The organism is Nonomuraea sp. NPDC051941 (genome assembly GCF_044593615.1).
Window position 1 is genome coordinate 591,619 of the sequence record NZ_JBIUCF010000001.1, and the last position, 14,403, is coordinate 606,021.

A 14,403-nucleotide genomic window follows, 5' to 3' on the forward strand; every position below is an offset into this window, starting at 1 on the left:
CATGAAGAGTCGCTATGCAGCGGGATTTATCGCGATAGTGGCCCTTCTGTCCGCGTGCGGCGTCTTCCGGGGGGACGACGAGGGCAGCAAGGGCGGCGCCCAGGCTCCAGGTGTCACCACCGCACCCTGTCCCACCGCGGTGGACGCCAAGAAGGGCTGCATCTACCTCGGTACGATCTCCGACCTGACCTCCGGCCCCTTCGCCGCGCTGGCCGTGCCGATCACCGACGCCCAGAAGGCGTTCTGGGCCCGCGTCAACAAGGCCGGCGGCATCGGCGGCAAGTACGAGGTCGACGTCACCAAGTACGTACGGGACAACAAGTACAACCCGGAGGTGCACCGCCAGGTCTACAACGAGATCAAGGACCACGTGCTCGCGCTGGCCCAGACGCTCGGCTCGCCCACGACCGCGGCCATCCTCGGCGACCTCAAGGCCAACAGCGTCGTCGCCGCTCCCGCCTCGTGGACCTCGGCCTGGGAGTTCGAGGACGTCATGATCGAGAGCGGCTCCAACTACTGCGTCGAGGCCATGAACTCCGTGGACTACGCGATGGACACGTACAAGCCGAAGTCGGTCATGGCCGTCCACCTGGCCGGCGACTACGGCGCGGACGCCGCCGCCGGCGCCAAGATCGCCGCCGAGCGCAACGGCCTGAAGTTCACCAACGTCGAGACCCCCTCGGGCGCCACCGAGCAGGGCCGGGCCATCACCGAGATCACCAAGAACAAGCCCGACCTGGTCATCCTCACCACCGGCCCGGCCGACGCCGCCACGATCATCGGCCAGGCGGCCGCGGCCGGCTACAAGGGCCGCTTCATCGGCACCGGCCCCACCTGGAACCCGGCCCTGCTGAAGTCCCCCGCCGCCCCCGCCCTCAAGGCCCTGTACGAGCAGTCGGCCCCGGGCAAGCCGTGGGGCGCCGACACCCCGGGGCACAAGGCGATGCGCGACGCCCTGCCCGGCGTGACGCCCAACGACGGGTACACCTCGGGATGGGCCTGGGCGTACCCGATGAAGGCGGCCCTGGACGCGATGGTGGCCGGCGGGGACGTGAGCCGCAAGGGGTTGCTGGCGGCCGTCAAGACGCTGAGGACGGTGGACTACGAGGGCATGCTCCCGCCGGAGGCGGGCAACTACGCGGACGCGTCGAGCGCCGCGGTGTTCAGGCAGACGCTGATCAACAAGGTCGACGAGCAGGCGCCAACGGGCGTGACGATCGTCAAGGACTTCTTCACGGGGCCGACGGCGCAGGGGTACACCTTCGACGGTCCTTGCTACAACAAGCTCTAGCGAACGCGAAGGGCGGACTCGTGTGTTTCACGAGTCCGCCCTTTCACAGTGGGTCAGGCGCTAGTTGACGCTGACCTTGCGCTGGATGTCGATGAGGATGTTCATCATCTCGTTCTGGTTGCCCTGCAGATTGTTGATCTTGCCGTCCATGGTCTCGAACCGGGCGTCGATCTCCTCGAACTTCGTGTCGATCTTGGCGTCGAGTGCGGTGACCCGCTCGTCGAGGACGGTGACCTTGGTGTCGAGGGCGGTGACCTTGGAGTCCAGGGCGGTCACCTTCGCGTCGAGGATCTTGACGTGGTTGGCCACGCCGTTGATCCGCTCGGTGAGCTGCTGCCCGAGCTCCGCCTGGTCCGCCCGGAGCCGGATGAACTCGTTGTCCAACTCGGTGCCGAGGTTGCAGCAGAGTTCCTTGAAGCTCATGTTGATCTCCCTTACCTTGGAGGTAAGGGACCGGGGATTGTAGGGATCTCCGGTCCCGCTTCTTTGCCAAGAGGATACCCCGAGGATCGGCGATGAGAAGCGGAATCGAATGAAGATTCCCCTGGTCAGGTGGCAAGTGGCGCTTTAAGTCCGGAATTATCCCCCCGAATTGGAAAGAATTATTTTCAGGTTAAGCGCGGGTGCGAATGGGGTATCGAAATCGCCGCCCCCGCCGGTCGTCAGAGCTTGCCGAGGCCGCGGGCCAGGATGGTGGCTGTGCGGGCGATCGCCGTGTCATCGCCGGTCTCGCCCGCCGCGCGGTTCGTGTAAATGGCCATGATGATGGGAGACGCGCCCTTCTTGGGCCAGATGACCGCGATGTCGTTCCCTCCGCCGAAAGCCGAGTTGGTGCCGGTCTTGTCGCCGATCGTCCAGGTCTTCGGCAGGCCGGCGCGGATGCGGGCGTCACCGGTCTTGGTCGCGATCATCCAGGCGTTGAGCTGCTCCCGGTCCTTGGCGGTGAGCGCGTTCCCGGCCGTGACCGCGCGCAGGTCGCGGGCGATGGACGCGGGCGTCGTGGTGTCGCGCCTCTCCTTGGGCGTCCAGTCGTTCAGCTCGGTCTCCCAGCGGTCCAGGCGGGAGATCGGGTCCTTCAGCGTGCGGAAATACTGCGTCAGGCCCGCCGGCCCGCCGATCTGCTTGAGCACCATGTTGCCCGCGGTGTTGTCGCTCAGGGTGATGGTCGCCTCGCACAGCTGGTTGACGGTCAGGCCGTCCTCCACGTGCTTCTCGGTGGTGGGGGAGTTCGGCTTGAGGTCGTCGGCCGTCCAGCGCACGACCTTCTCCATCAGCCCGGGGTCGGAGGTGCGCGCCTTGTGCAGCACGGCCGCGCAGGCCATCGCCTTGAACGTGGACAGCAGCGGGAACCGCTCGTTCGACCGGTAGCCGATCGTCCTGCCGGTGGCGGTGTCGATGGCGTACGCGCCGATGCGCCCCTTGAACGACGCCTCCAGCGCGCGCAGCTCCTTGCGGGCCTGGGCCTCGCCCGAGAGCGCCTGCACCGAGCTCGTGGCCGAGGCCGCGCCCGCCGGGAGGGCCCCGCCCGTCAGGAAGGAGATGGTCAACGTGGCTGCTGCCGTGAAGCGGCGGTTTCGCATGCTTGGTCCTTACGGTCGTCCGTCAATGGGCAAGGAGCAAAGCAGATGCGATCACCACGTGTCTAATAGCGATATCGCGAAGAAGTCGATATCGGTTCACGCATGAGGGCAGGTCAGAGCCATGATTCCGGCGACGATCAGCCCGGCGGCGTGCACGCACAACGCGGGCACGACCCCGGCCACCCCGCCGAGCACCCCCGCCAGCCCCATGCCGCCCAGCGCGGTGGCGGCGTGGGCGCTGCCCAGGACGCCGAACACGCCTCCCCGCCGGTCGTCGCCGGCGACGTTCTGGGCCAGCGTGACGAAACCCGCCGTCGCGGCCGCCGCGGGCACCCCGGCCAGCCCGATCAGCACCAGCGCCGGCCACAGCGCGGGCACGGCCAGCGGGTAGGTGAACAGGGCCAGGTCCACCAGCCCGAAGACGACCGTCGCCCCGCCCAGCAGCACCCGCGGGTCGGCGCGCCCCGGACGGAGCGCCACGACGAGCCCGCCCAGGATCCCGCCGACCGCCTGCACCGACAGGAACAGCCCGTAGGCGTCGCCCGCGCCGCCGAGCACGTCGCTCACGAAGGGCGCGGCGAGCGTGGCGAAGATCCCCTCGCCCAGCCCCGTGATCATCATGTACGCCACCAGCAGGCGGACGCCCCCGTCCCCCATGGCCAGGCGGAGCCCGGCGACCCACTGCCCGCCCATCGTCGCCGTCCTCGCCGGGCGTCCGGGCGGCCGGAGGGTGGCCTGCAGGGCAGCGGAGACCAGGAAACTGGCCACGTCGATCAGCACGACCGCGGCGAGCCCTCCGGCGCTGACGGCGAGCCCGCCCAGCATCGCGCCCAGCAGGCGGGCGGCCTGGCCGGTCTGGCCGTGCAGGGCGTTGGCCCGTACGAGCTGCGACTCCGCCACGATCTGCGGCACGAGGGCCTTCTGCGCGGGAGCGAGCACGGTGCTCAGGACGCCGGTCCACAGCGCGACGGCGTACACGATCCACACCTGGTCCGGCCCGCGTACGGCCAGCAGCGGCAGCAGGCCGAGCGCGAGCAGCACGTCGGTGACGACCAGCACCCGGCGGCGATCCCACCGGTCGGCCAGCACCCCGGCCAGTGACCCGAGCACGACGTCGGGCAACCGCGAGACCAGCAGCATGATCGCGGTGGACAGGGTGGAGCCGGTGAGGCGGTAGACGTGGAACGCCAGCCCGGTGCTGATCACCCAGTCGCCGGTCTGCGAGATCAGCCCGGCGAGGAGCAGGCGCCGGTAGTCCCGGTTACCGGCCAACAGCGCGCGAACCCCGCCCCCCTCGTCGCGGGTGCCGTCCGATGCACGGACCCCGCCGGCGGGGCGGGGCTCAGTCACCGGAGCCCGTGGGTGGCAGGGGGACGACCAGTTGCGTCACCAGCACGGGCCGGGCGCCGGCGGGACGGGCCGAGGGGTCGTCGACGCGGGCCATCAGCGGCCCGAGCAGCTTCGCCACCGCCGCGCCCAGCGCCGTCACCTCCTCCGCCGTGGCGTAGAGGTACAGGTTCCCCAGACCGCCCACCCCCCGCCACGGTTCGGGCTCGTCCCCGCGATGCTGCTGCCACTCGGCCAGGCGTGACAGCGCGCGCTCGGCGATCACCTGCTCCAGCAGGTTCCGGGCGGCCGCCTGCTCCGGCCCGGCCGCGTCGTCGTCCCACTCCTGGAGGGTCTCGGTCGCCTTCCACGGCCGCTCGCGCTCGTCGCGCGCCGCCGCCTGCTCCACGAAGCCGTACTTGGCCAGCTGCCGCAGATGGTACGAGGCCAGCGCCTGGCTGATGCCCACCTCCCGCGCGGCGTCGGCGGCGGTCATCGCGCCCGCCCTCAGCAGCAGCTCGTGCAGCGCCAGCCGCACCGGGTGCGCGAACGCCCGCATCGCGGCCGGGTCGCTGAGCCGTCGCCGCGAGGATTCCAAAGACATGCTTGGAATCTTGGGCGCCCGTCGCCGGAGATGTCAAGGGAACCTTTGGAATGCGTTGGGTAGGGTCGAGGTATGCGACTCCTCAAGAGCCGATTCGTGCCCCTGGCCGCCTTCGCCGTCTGTGTCTTCGCCGCCGGATGCGGTGAGGTCAACAGCACCATCGACAAGGCCCAAGCGTGCCTCGAAGCCCCGAAGATCGTCGCCGACCTGGGTGCCCAGCTCAAGACGCTCGCCGACGATCCCAAGGCCATGGACAAGGCCCTCGACGACGCCGCCACCAAGCTCAACGACGTGGCCGACAAGGCCGCCAACACCACGATCAAGGAAGCCTCCGACGACCTGGCCAAGACGCTGAGCGGCATCAACGTCACCAACGTCAACGACGCCGTGGACGCCACCCAGAAGGTCCTCACCGAGAGCGCGGCCTATGCCGAGAAGGTGGCCAAGGCCTGTACTGGCTGAATCCCAACTTCTCTAGGGGAAATGGGGACGAATTACCGTTTTTCCCATGGAACCCGACCCGCGTTTCACCTTGGCCAATGAACGAACCTTCCTCACCTGGCTGAGCACGGCGCTGGCGCTCAGTGCGGGTGGGGTGGCGATGGCGGCGGTGCCCGAGCACGTGTTCGTGCCGTGGATCCGTACCGCGCTGGCCGTGGTGCTGGTGACGCTCTCCGCGCTCGCGGCGGGCATGGCGTATCCGCGCTGGCGCAACATCCAGCGCGCCCTGCGGCAGCAGGCGCCGCTGCCGCCCCCCGCGCTGGCGGCGGTCTTCGGGTACGGCGTGGCGGCCGTGGCCGTGATCGCCCTCGTGCTGATCATCCTGGCCGCCTGAGCCCGAGGTCGGATCAGGTGACCCCGGAGAAGGAGATCTGGGACGAGGGGCTGCAGAGCGAGCGCACCCGGCTGGCCTGGGTGCGCACGGCCGTGGCGCTGGCCACCGGCGGGCTCGGCGCGGCCGGGCTGTCCCTCAGGCACGGCCTGCCCGTGCCCTCGGTGGTGGTGTTCGCGCTGGCCGCGCTCTGCGGCGCCGTGCTGCTGATCAGGACCGGGGCGCGGTTCCGCCGCGTGCAGGAGGCCCTGCACGGCGGCAAGCCGCTGAACCCGGGGCTCGACGTGCTGTTCGCCTGGCTCGGCACCATGTGCGTGGTGGCCGGCGCCATCGTCTTTGTTCTGGCGATTCGGTAAGCGCGGTTGCCAGATCCGGAGAAGGAGGCACACACTCGGAGGTGAGGGGGTGACCTCGTTGGAAGAAGAACACAGGATCGTGCCTTTCGAGTGCCGCGGTTGCTGGCACGTATGGGAAGAGGAGTACCTCGTCAGGCACATCGACGACCGTCACGGAAACGAGCGGGAGATCTGGTTGCACGGCGGGCTCCCCGTGCTGCCGCCGTCACCAGGGGGCGTCATGTGCCCGAGGTGCGGCTGTCAGCAGGCCACGACCTTCCCGGACGGTTACCTGTCCCGACATCCGGAGCTGATCCCGCCCGCGGAGCCCCCCGCGCCGGACGCGACTCCGCTGCTCAGCCCGGTTCGGAAGTCCATCTACGAACGACTAACCTGACACTTGGTGAGCATTCCATAGCGGAAAGTGTCATAAAGCCCGTCTTGCGGGCGCGCGAAGTCAAGCGGACACTCGGGATCGACGGCGATCAGAAGCCGGGGGGTGGTCCCAGTGACCGAAGGATTCGACACCCGCGAGACGTGGCCTTTCGAATGCCTTCGTTGCTTACATGTCTGGGAAGAGAACTTCGTCGTCAGACATCTCACAGACGTGCACGGCAACGAGGTGGACCTCTGGCTCAGCGCGGGAGTGACCGTGCCGCCGCCCTGGTCGGGCACCTGCTGCCCGCTCTGCGGCGCGTACCACGTGACCTCGTTCCCCAGGGGGTATCTGGCGCGGCATCCCGAACTCGTGCCCGCCCCCGATCCGGAGCCCGAGCCGGTGTTCGCCGCGGCGACGCCGGAGCCGGGCAGGGTGTCCGCGCCGCGGACCCACCTGCCCGGCAGGCTGCTGATCGCCCTCGGGGTGCCCCTGGCGCTGTTCGTCGGGTACGAGCTGTACGCGAACGCCGTGGCCATGGCGCACCACTAGGGAGCTAGCTGAGGCTCTCCAGCCACGCCTGGTGCAGCCCGGCGTACCGGCCCGAGGCCGCGATGAGCCGGTCCGGCGGACCGTCCTCGACGATCTCGCCCCGGTCCATCACCAGCACCCGGTCGGCGATCTCCACCGTCGAGAGCCGGTGCGCGATGATCAGTGCCGTCCGGTCGGCCAGGATCGTGCGCAGCGCGCGCTGCACCAGCCGCTCGCTCGGCACGTCGAGGCTGGAGGTGGCCTCGTCGAGGATCAGCACGGCGGGATCGGCGAGGAACGCCCTGGCGAACGCGACGAGCTGGCGCTGCCCGGCGGACATCCGGCCGCCGCGCTTGCCCACCTCGGTGTCGTAGCCGTCGGGCAGGCTCGAGACGAACTCGTGGGCCCCGATGGCCTTGGCCGCCTCGCGCACCTCCCGGTCGGTGGCGTCGGGCCGGCCGAACCTGATGTTGTCGGCGACCGTACCGCTGAACAGGAAGTTCTCCTGCGTCACCATGACCACGGCCGCGCGCAGCGCCGGCTCGTCCAGCGTGCGCAGATCGACGCCGTCGAGCAGCACGCGGCCGTCGGTGGGGTCGTAGAAGCGGGAGATCAGCTTGGCCAGCGTCGTCTTCCCCGCACCCGTCGCCCCGACCAGCGCCACGGTCTGCCCGGCCGGGACCGTCAGGTCGAGCCGGGGCAGGATCGGCATCTCCTCGACGTAGGCGAACCTGACGCCCTCGAAGCGCACCTTGCCGCGCGCCCTGCCGTCCGGCAGCCTGGCCGGCTCGCGCGGCTCGGGTACGGAGGGCTCCTCCTCCAGCACGCCCGACAGCTTCTCCAGCGCCGCGCCGGCCGACTGCAGGGTGTTGTAGAACTGGCTGACCTCCTGCATCGGCTCGTAGAACTGGCGCAGGTAGAGCAGGAAGGCGGCCAGCACGCCGACCTTGACCTCGCCCTGCAGCGCCAGCCAGCCGCCGTACAGCAGCACGCCGCCGATCGTCAGGTTGCCGATCAGCTTGATCCCGGTCATGAACGTCGCGCCGAGCTGCATGCTGCGCGCGTTCGCGCCCCGGTAGTCGTCGTTGAGCTGCTCGAAGATCTCCTGGTTGCGCGGCTCCCTGCGGAAGGCCTGCACCGCGCGGATGCCGGTCATCGACTCCACGAAGTGCACGATCACCAGCGCCACCGTCTCCCGCGTACGGCGGTAGACGATCGCCGACTGCCGCCGGAACCACCGGGTGAACAGCAGCAGGAACGGCAGCGGGACGAGCGCCAGCAGGCCCAGGTGCACGTCCAGCACCAGCAGCAGCACGGCCGTGCCCGCCATGGTCAGCACGGCCTTGACCAGCGCGTCGAACCCCGACTGGAGCAGCTCCGCGATGGCCTCGACGTCCGAGGTCAGCCGCGAGATGACCCGCCCGGAGGTGTACTGCTCGTGGAAGCTCAGCGACAGGCGCTGGAAGTGGTCGAACACCCTCCTGCGCAGTTCGAGCAGGGTGCCCTGGCCGATCTGGCCGGACAGCGTCAGGAACGCCCGGCGCGTGAGCGCCTGCGTGATCGCCGCGGCCAGGATCACCCCGACCACGGTCAGCAGGACCGCGGGGCCGGCCCCGCTCGTGATCGGCGGGATGCCCTCGTCGATCCCGATGGAGACCAGGAAGGGGATCGAGAGCCCGGCCCCGTTGGAGACGACGACGATCGCGACGAGCAGCCCGATCTTCTTCCGGTACGGCCTGAGCAGCGCGCCGAGCAGCCGCCGGGAGCGCTCCCGGAGCAGGACGGACACCTTCTCCGGCAGCTCGTCCTGGTCCTCGGAGGACACGCCCCGCCAGGACGCCGTGGTGGTCGTGGTCATCGCAGCGCTCCTTCCGCGGCGTCGTCGAAGTCGGCGTCCTGGGCCAGCAGCTCGCGGTATTCGGGCACCTGGGCCAGCAGTTCGTGGTGCTGCCCGACGTGCGTGATCGTGCCGCCCCGCAGCAGCGCCACCTTGTCGGCCAGCAGCACGGTCGAGGCGCGGTGGGCGACCACGATGCCGGTCGCGTCACGCAGCACGTGCCGCAGCGCCTCCTCCACGAGCGCCTCGGTCTCCACGTCGAGCGCGGAGAGGGTGTCGTCGAGCACGAGGATCCGCGGATGGCTCAGCACGGCCCGCGCCAGGGCCAGGCGCTGCCGCTGGCCGCCGGACAGGGACAGGCCCTGCTCGCCGATGCGGGTGTCGAGGCCCCACGGCAGGTCGTACACGAACATGGCCTGCGCGGTCTGGATGGCCTCGGCCAGCTCCTCGTCGGTGGCGTCGAGCCGGCCGAGCGTGAGGTTCTCCCGCACGCTCATCGAGAACAGCGTCGGCTCCTCGAACGCCGTGGCCACCACCGAGCGGAGGCTGGTCAGCTCCAGGTCGCGCACGTCGTACCCGTCGATCGTGACGCGGCCCTCGGTGGGGTCGATCAGCCGCGGCACCAGGGCGGTCAGCGTGGTCTTGCCGGAGCCGGTCGCGCCCACGACGGCCACCGTCTCACCGGGGCGCACGTCCAGCCAGACGTCACGCAGCACCGGCTCCTCGGAGTCGTGGAAGCGGAACCCGACGCCCTCGAAGCGCAGGTGGCCGCGGGGCCCGTCGATGGTCCGCGTGCCGCCCTCGATGGCGGGCACCGTGTCCATGACCTCCATGAGGCGGTCGGCGGAGGTCATGGCCTCCTGGGCCATGGCGAGGATGTAGCCCAGGCTCGCGATCGGCCAGACGAGCTGGAGCATCAGCGTGGTGAACGCGACCAGCGCGCCCAGCGTCAGCGAGCCCGTGCCGACGGCCAGCGCGCCCAGCAGCAGCACCAGGGCCAGCGTGATGTTGGGGATGATCTCGAGGAAGGCGAAGAACTTGGCCAGCAGCCGGGCCTTGTCCATGGAGGTGCCGTAGACCTTGAGCGCGCCCTCGTCGTAGCGGTCGAAGACGTAGTGGCGGCGGCCGAAGGCCTTGATCGTGCGGATGCCGAGGGCGGACTCCTCGACGAGCGTGGCGAGGTCGCCCTGCTCGTCCTGCACCTGGCGGGAGGTCTTGATGTAGCGCTTCTCGAACCGCAGCGACAGCCACACGATCGGCACGGCCGAGGCCAGCACCAGCAGCCCGAGCGGCCAGTACTTGTTCAGCAGCAGCACGGTCACCGTGATCAGCTGCAGGATGTTCATGACCAGGAAGAGCATGCCGAAGCCGAGGAAGCGCCGGATGGTCGACAGGTCGGTCGTGGCCCGGGATAACAGCTGGCCGGACTGCCAGTCGCCGTGGAAGCCCATGGGCAGCCGCTGCAGGTGCTCGTAGAGGTCGTCGCGGATCGCGGTCTCCAGGCCGAGCACCGGCTTCACCTGGGCCCACCGCCGCAGCAGGATCAGCAGGGCCTCGACGACGCCGACGCCGATCGCGAGCAGCCCGAGGGGGAGCAGCGCGCCGGAGTCCCCGTGGGCCACGGGACCGTCGATGACCTTCTCGCTGATGAGCGGGAGCGCGATGCCGGCCGCGATGCCGACGATCGCCGCCAGCCAGATGAACACCAATCTGACGACGTAGGGGCGGAGGTAGGACTTCATCCGCCACAGGGAGTTGGAGGAGAGCAGGGGACGTTGAGGTATGTGCGTATCGGGAGGCATCCCTTCTAGGCTAATACGAGGGTTCAACCGATTTTCAGTAGCCCGAAGAGTGCGGTTCTTGTACGTGACGTGCGGAAACAGTGAAAGATCTTGCACATTCGGCTGACCGTTACTTTTGTTGTGATCTGTTGGGGTATGTTCTTGGCCCTGCTCGGCGGCCGTCTAGGATGGGGAACTCATGATCGCTGAATCGGAGATGCCGCACCTGCGCCGCTGCGTCGAGCTGGCCGCGCGGGCGCTGGAGGTGGGCGACGAGCCGTTCGGGTCGGTGCTGGTCTCCGGCGACGGGGCCGTGCTGGCGGAGGACCACAACCGGGTGGCCTCCGGCGACAACACGCAGCATCCGGAGTTCGCGCTGGCCCGCTGGTCGGCGGCGCACCTGACACCAGAGGAGCGGGCGGCCGCCACCGTCTACACCTCCGGCGAGCACTGCCCGATGTGCGCCGCCGCCCACGCGTGGGTCGGGCTGGGCCGCATCGTGTACGTGGCCTCGTCGGAGCAGCTCGCCGCGTGGCTGTCGGAGCTCGGCGTCCCGCAGCCGCCCGTACGCACGCTCCCGGTCAACGAGGTCGCGCCCGGGGTGGTGGTCGAGGGTCCGGTGCCGGAGCTGGCCGAGGAGGTCCACGAGCTGCATCGCCGTTTCCACGGCTGAGCAAATATGCCGTTTTACCTGGGATTTGTACTCTCCGTGACAGAGTACGACCATGGTGTTGGGCCGCTCGATCAGGGCCCGGATGACCATCGTGACGGTGGTGGTCTTCGGGGCCGTCGTCCTTCTGGGGATCCTGGCGATCTCGCTGACCTACCCCGTGCGGGCGCGGGCGGACCTCGTCCGGCAGGCTGACGACGCCAGCCGGCACCTGGCCGTGACCATCACCGGGCACCGGTTCAACGGCCCGATCCCGCCGCGGAAGGGTGTCTACCTCTTCCAGGTCGTGAACGCCTCCGGCCAGGTCCTGGCCGCCAGCACCGGGCTCGCCGGCCAGCCGCCGGTCACCCGGGCCTGGCCCACGGGAGGCGATCTGCGGATCCAGACCCGGGTGTGTCCCGGCAGGTGCATGGTCGTCGTGGGGACGAGCAACCCCGCCAGCGCGTACGGGTCCGTCGTCGCCTTCGCCGCCCTGCGTGAGCCGTTCCTGCTGGGCTCGCCGTTCCTGCCCCTGGTTCTGGCCGCCTTCGGGGTGGTGCTGGTGGCGCTGACGGGATGGGGCGCCTGGTACGGGGTCGGCCGGGTGCTGGCCCCCGTGGAGCGGATCAGGGCCGGGCTGGCCCGCATCAGCGCCCAGGACCTGAGCCGGCGCGTCGACGTGCCCGACACGCAGGACGAGGTCGCCGAGTTGGCCGCCACGGTCAACGAGACCCTGGAGCGGCTGGAGGGCGCCGTGGCCCGGCACCGGCGCTTCGTCTCCGACGCCTCCCACGAGCTGCGGACGCCGATCACCGGGCTCCTGGTGCGGCTGGAGGCGGGGCTCGCGGACCCGCACGAAGGCGATTGGCGGGCGGCGATCAAGGACGCCGAGCGGCTGTCGGACATCGTCCACGACCTGCTCCTGATGGCCCGGCTGGATGCGGGGGTGCAGCCCGAGCAGGAGCGGATCGAGCTGGGGAAGCTGGTCGAGGAGGAGGTCGCGCGACACCCCTGCCGGCTGCCGCTGACCATGGACGTGGAGCCCGGGCTCTTCGTCCGCGGCAACCGGCTCCGGCTCGCCCGGCTGCTGACGAACCTGCTGTCCAACGCCGACCGCTACGGGGAATCCCGGGTGTGGATCTCCGTGCGGGGGTGGGCGGACCAGGCCGTGGTGGAGGTGCTGGACGACGGGCCGGGGATCCCGGCGGAGATGCGGGACCAGGTGTTCGAGCGGTTCACCCGCCTCGATCACACCCGGTCGCGGGACACCGGGGGCACCGGGCTGGGGCTGCCGATCGCCCGCGACATCGCCAAGGCCCACGGCGGGACGCTGGAGATCGGGGACGGTCCCGGGGCCCGGATGATCCTGCGCCTGCCGCAGAGCCTGCCCGCCCCCGACGCGACGCGACTCTAGGACTTGCCGAGCTCGACGGTCTCGGCCACCTCGGCGTGCCGCTCGGCCTCCTCCTGGGTGAACCGCTCCGCGTCGAGCCTGTCGGCGATGTCCTCGTCCTGGCGCATCAGGGCGTCCAGGGACTGGCCCGCCATCTCCAGCACGCCCATCTCCGCGTACGCCTGCCGCAGCCGCGGGCTCCACAGCCCGATGTCCTTGACGCACGGAACGATCCGGCTGAACAGCAGCGACCTGAACAGCCGCAGGTATTCGGAGTGGTCGGTGGCCTCCATGGCCTCGTCGACCTCGGCCTTCGACAGGCCCAGGTTCTCCCAGGTCTCCCGTCCGCGCAGCCGGTCGCGCATGAGGTAGCAGCCCTCGATGACGAAGTCCTCGCGCTCGCGCAGCTCGCTCTCCGACAGGTTCCGGTAGTGGTCGCGCAGCGCCATCCGGCCGAAGGCCACGTGCCTGGCCTCGTCCTGCATCACGTACGCGAGGATCTGCCTGGGCAGCGGCTTGGTCGTGATGTCGCGCATCACCCCGAACGCCGCCAGCGCCAATCCCTCGATGAGCACCTGCATGCCGAGGTAGGGCATGTCCCAGCGGGAGTCGCTCAGCGTGCTGTCGAGCAGGGCCTTGAGGTGCTCGTTGATCGGGTACGCCAGGCCCACCTTCTCCTGGAGGAAGCGCGCGTAGGTCTCGGCGTGGCGCGCCTCGTCCATCGTCTGGGTGGCGGCGTAGAACTTCGAGTCGAGGTCGGGGACCGACTCCACGATCTTGGCCGAGCAGATCATCGCGCCCTGCTCGCCGTGCAGGAACTGGGAGAACTGCCACGCCGCGCCGTGCCGCCGCACCTCGTTACGGGTCTGCTCGCTCATCCGCTCCCAGAGCGGGGTGCCGTGGATCGCGATGGTCTGGTCGGGGACGCCCAGGACGTCGTACGGATCGACCTCGAGGTCCCAGTCGATGCGCTTGGTCGAGTCCCACTGCTTGTCCTTGCCCTTCTGGTACAGGGCCAGCATGCGATCCCGGCCGTCGTCGTACTCCCAGGTGAATCGGCTCGCCCCGGCCATCTCGACGTTCCACGTGGAGAGCTCGGCGGGGATGGTGTAGAGGTCGTGGGTCGACATGGAACCTCCCAAGGGGGTTACGTACACCGTACGTACGTCCGCCTTCCGAGAGTTCCACGTACACCGTACGTACGTCAATAGAATGAGGTATGCCTACGGAGCCCCTCTCGCGAGGCCGCATCGTCGCCACGGCCATCGACCTCATCGAGCGCGAGGGCGCCGACGCGGTCTCCATGCGGCGCATCGCGGCCGAGCTCGGCGTCGGTGTGATGTCCCTCTACAACCACGTGCCCAACAAGGACGCCCTGCTCAACGGGGTGGCCGAGGCGGTGCTGAGCGAGATCGAGTTCACCGATGACCCCGGCGCGCACTGGACCGAGCGGGTGCGCATGCAGGCTCGGGCGTTCCGCCAGATCGCCCACGACCACCCGCGCTCGACCATGGTGGTCGTCAGCCGCCAGCTCCACTCCACGGCCGGGCTGCTGCCGGTCGAGCGGGCGCTGGCCACGCTGCGCGGCGCCGGGTTCGACGGGGCGGACGCGGTCAGGATGCTGCGGATGTTCATCGCGTACATCGTGGGCTCGCTGCTGCGGGAGGTGGGGGTGACGCCCACGTTCGCGCCCGTCCACAGCCGGCTCGTCAAGGCCGAGGGCGTCGATCCCGCGCTGTTCCCCGAGGTCCACTCACTGGCGCCGCTGCTGGATCAGTGCGATCACGAGGCGGAGTTCGAGTTCGGGCTGGAGCTGCTCATCCAGGCGATCGAGGTGCACGTGGCGCGCAGGGAGGGCACCCGGTGAG

At 69.8% G+C, this 14,403-nt stretch carries 15 protein-coding genes; 8 read left to right on the forward strand and 7 right to left on the reverse strand.

Translation table 11 applies throughout. The features are described 5' to 3' along the window. Position 1: 1 nt before the first annotated feature. Complete coding sequence (locus tag ACIHFD_RS02735) at positions 2–1,291, forward strand: ABC transporter substrate-binding protein (protein ID WP_397365266.1); 1,290 nt, start codon at positions 2–4, stop codon at positions 1,289–1,291. A 60-nt stretch (positions 1,292–1,351) separates the two neighbouring features. On the opposite strand, the gene ACIHFD_RS02740 is transcribed toward ACIHFD_RS02735, so the two are convergent. The 4 genes from ACIHFD_RS02740 to ACIHFD_RS02755 all read right to left on the reverse strand — a co-directional run bounded on the left by ACIHFD_RS02740 (position 1,352) and on the right by ACIHFD_RS02755 (position 4,801). Further along, on the reverse strand, positions 1,352–1,714 hold the full coding sequence (locus ACIHFD_RS02740) for a hypothetical protein (protein WP_397365267.1): 363 nt from the start codon (positions 1,712–1,714) through the stop codon (positions 1,352–1,354). Positions 1,715–1,953: 239 nt separating this feature from the next. Next, on the reverse strand, positions 1,954–2,871 hold the full coding sequence (bla, locus tag ACIHFD_RS02745) for a class A beta-lactamase (RefSeq protein WP_397365268.1): 918 nt from the start codon (positions 2,869–2,871) through the stop codon (positions 1,954–1,956). Positions 2,872–2,967: 96 nt separating this feature from the next. Next, complete coding sequence (locus ACIHFD_RS02750; protein WP_397365269.1) at positions 2,968–4,221, reverse strand: MFS transporter; 1,254 nt, start codon at positions 4,219–4,221, stop codon at positions 2,968–2,970. After that, positions 4,214–4,801: a winged helix-turn-helix domain-containing protein gene (locus ACIHFD_RS02755; RefSeq protein ID WP_397365270.1), complete on the reverse strand. Its 588-nt coding sequence runs from the start codon at positions 4,799–4,801 to the stop codon at positions 4,214–4,216. The genes ACIHFD_RS02750 and ACIHFD_RS02755 overlap by 8 nt, the downstream gene beginning before the upstream one ends. A 72-nt stretch (positions 4,802–4,873) precedes the next feature. Here ACIHFD_RS02755 and ACIHFD_RS02760 point away from each other — a divergent pair, with 72 nt between their 5' ends. The 4 genes from ACIHFD_RS02760 to ACIHFD_RS02775 all read left to right on the forward strand — a co-directional run bounded on the left by ACIHFD_RS02760 (position 4,874) and on the right by ACIHFD_RS02775 (position 6,896). Then, entirely contained in the window at positions 4,874–5,263 is a 390-nt protein-coding gene (locus ACIHFD_RS02760) for a hypothetical protein (protein WP_350722455.1), read from the forward strand. Between the two features lie 46 nt (positions 5,264–5,309). Then, complete coding sequence (locus ACIHFD_RS02765) at positions 5,310–5,636, forward strand: YidH family protein (RefSeq protein ID WP_185077672.1); 327 nt, start codon at positions 5,310–5,312, stop codon at positions 5,634–5,636. 17 nt (positions 5,637–5,653) lie between these two features. Next, on the forward strand, positions 5,654–5,989 hold the full coding sequence (locus ACIHFD_RS02770) for a YidH family protein (RefSeq protein ID WP_397365271.1): 336 nt from the start codon (positions 5,654–5,656) through the stop codon (positions 5,987–5,989). A gap of 586 nt (positions 5,990–6,575) precedes the next feature. Continuing rightward, positions 6,576–6,896 carry a hypothetical protein gene (locus ACIHFD_RS02775; RefSeq protein ID WP_355194725.1) on the forward strand — a complete coding sequence of 107 codons (321 nt, stop codon included), beginning with the start codon at positions 6,576–6,578 and terminating at the stop codon, positions 6,894–6,896. A gap of 4 nt (positions 6,897–6,900) precedes the next feature. On the opposite strand, the gene ACIHFD_RS02780 is transcribed toward ACIHFD_RS02775, so the two are convergent. After that, positions 6,901–8,733 (reverse strand): ABC transporter ATP-binding protein, encoded by a 1,833-nt coding sequence (locus tag ACIHFD_RS02780; protein WP_397365272.1) that lies wholly within the window; start codon positions 8,731–8,733, stop codon positions 6,901–6,903. Further along, positions 8,730–10,514: an ABC transporter ATP-binding protein gene (locus tag ACIHFD_RS02785; protein ID WP_363965594.1), complete on the reverse strand. Its 1,785-nt coding sequence runs from the start codon at positions 10,512–10,514 to the stop codon at positions 8,730–8,732. Before ACIHFD_RS02785 ends, ACIHFD_RS02780 begins: the two co-directional genes overlap by 4 nt. Positions 10,515–10,692: 178 nt before the next feature. Between ACIHFD_RS02785 and ACIHFD_RS02790 the strand changes: the two genes are divergently transcribed. Together ACIHFD_RS02790 and ACIHFD_RS02795 are read left to right on the forward strand one after the other, a co-directional pair. Further along, positions 10,693–11,166 carry a nucleoside deaminase gene (locus tag ACIHFD_RS02790; RefSeq protein WP_397365273.1) on the forward strand — a complete coding sequence of 158 codons (474 nt, stop codon included), beginning with the start codon at positions 10,693–10,695 and terminating at the stop codon, positions 11,164–11,166. Between the two features lie 52 nt (positions 11,167–11,218). Continuing rightward, positions 11,219–12,556, forward strand: a complete 1,338-nt coding sequence (locus ACIHFD_RS02795) for a sensor histidine kinase (protein ID WP_397365274.1) — start codon at positions 11,219–11,221, stop codon at positions 12,554–12,556. On the opposite strand, the gene ACIHFD_RS02800 is transcribed toward ACIHFD_RS02795, so the two are convergent. Then, the gene (locus ACIHFD_RS02800; protein ID WP_397365275.1) at positions 12,553–13,665 is read right to left on the reverse strand and encodes a ferritin-like domain-containing protein; all 1,113 of its coding nucleotides are present in this window, start codon (positions 13,663–13,665) and stop codon (positions 12,553–12,555) included. The two genes, ACIHFD_RS02795 and ACIHFD_RS02800, sit on opposite strands and share 4 nt — an antisense overlap. 89 nt (positions 13,666–13,754) lie before the next feature. Here ACIHFD_RS02800 and ACIHFD_RS02805 point away from each other — a divergent pair, with 89 nt between their 5' ends. Further along, entirely contained in the window at positions 13,755–14,402 is a 648-nt protein-coding gene (locus ACIHFD_RS02805) for a TetR/AcrR family transcriptional regulator (protein WP_397365276.1), read from the forward strand. Position 14,403 lies beyond the last annotated feature (1 nt).

What these genes read in the sequence shown, in the direction of transcription:
- ACIHFD_RS02805 (WP_397365276.1), top strand. Translation starts at nt 13,755, where the DNA reads ATGCCTACGGAGCCCCTCTCGCGAGGCCGCATCGTCGCCACGGCCATC.
- bla (WP_397365268.1), bottom strand. Translation starts at nt 2,871, where the DNA reads ATGCGAAACCGCCGCTTCACGGCAGCAGCCACGTTGACCATCTCCTTC.
- ACIHFD_RS02795 (WP_397365274.1), top strand. Translation starts at nt 11,219, where the DNA reads ATGGTGTTGGGCCGCTCGATCAGGGCCCGGATGACCATCGTGACGGTG.
- ACIHFD_RS02780 (WP_397365272.1), bottom strand. Translation starts at nt 8,733, where the DNA reads ATGACCACGACCACCACGGCGTCCTGGCGGGGCGTGTCCTCCGAGGAC.
- ACIHFD_RS02755 (WP_397365270.1), bottom strand. Translation starts at nt 4,801, where the DNA reads ATGTCTTTGGAATCCTCGCGGCGACGGCTCAGCGACCCGGCCGCGATG.
- ACIHFD_RS02760 (WP_350722455.1), top strand. Translation starts at nt 4,874, where the DNA reads ATGCGACTCCTCAAGAGCCGATTCGTGCCCCTGGCCGCCTTCGCCGTC.
- ACIHFD_RS02740 (WP_397365267.1), bottom strand. Translation starts at nt 1,714, where the DNA reads ATGAGCTTCAAGGAACTCTGCTGCAACCTCGGCACCGAGTTGGACAAC.
- ACIHFD_RS02765 (WP_185077672.1), top strand. Translation starts at nt 5,310, where the DNA reads ATGGAACCCGACCCGCGTTTCACCTTGGCCAATGAACGAACCTTCCTC.
- ACIHFD_RS02800 (WP_397365275.1), bottom strand. Translation starts at nt 13,665, where the DNA reads ATGTCGACCCACGACCTCTACACCATCCCCGCCGAGCTCTCCACGTGG.
- ACIHFD_RS02785 (WP_363965594.1), bottom strand. Translation starts at nt 10,514, where the DNA reads ATGCCTCCCGATACGCACATACCTCAACGTCCCCTGCTCTCCTCCAAC.
- ACIHFD_RS02790 (WP_397365273.1), top strand. Translation starts at nt 10,693, where the DNA reads ATGATCGCTGAATCGGAGATGCCGCACCTGCGCCGCTGCGTCGAGCTG.
- ACIHFD_RS02735 (WP_397365266.1), top strand. Translation starts at nt 2, where the DNA reads ATGAAGAGTCGCTATGCAGCGGGATTTATCGCGATAGTGGCCCTTCTG.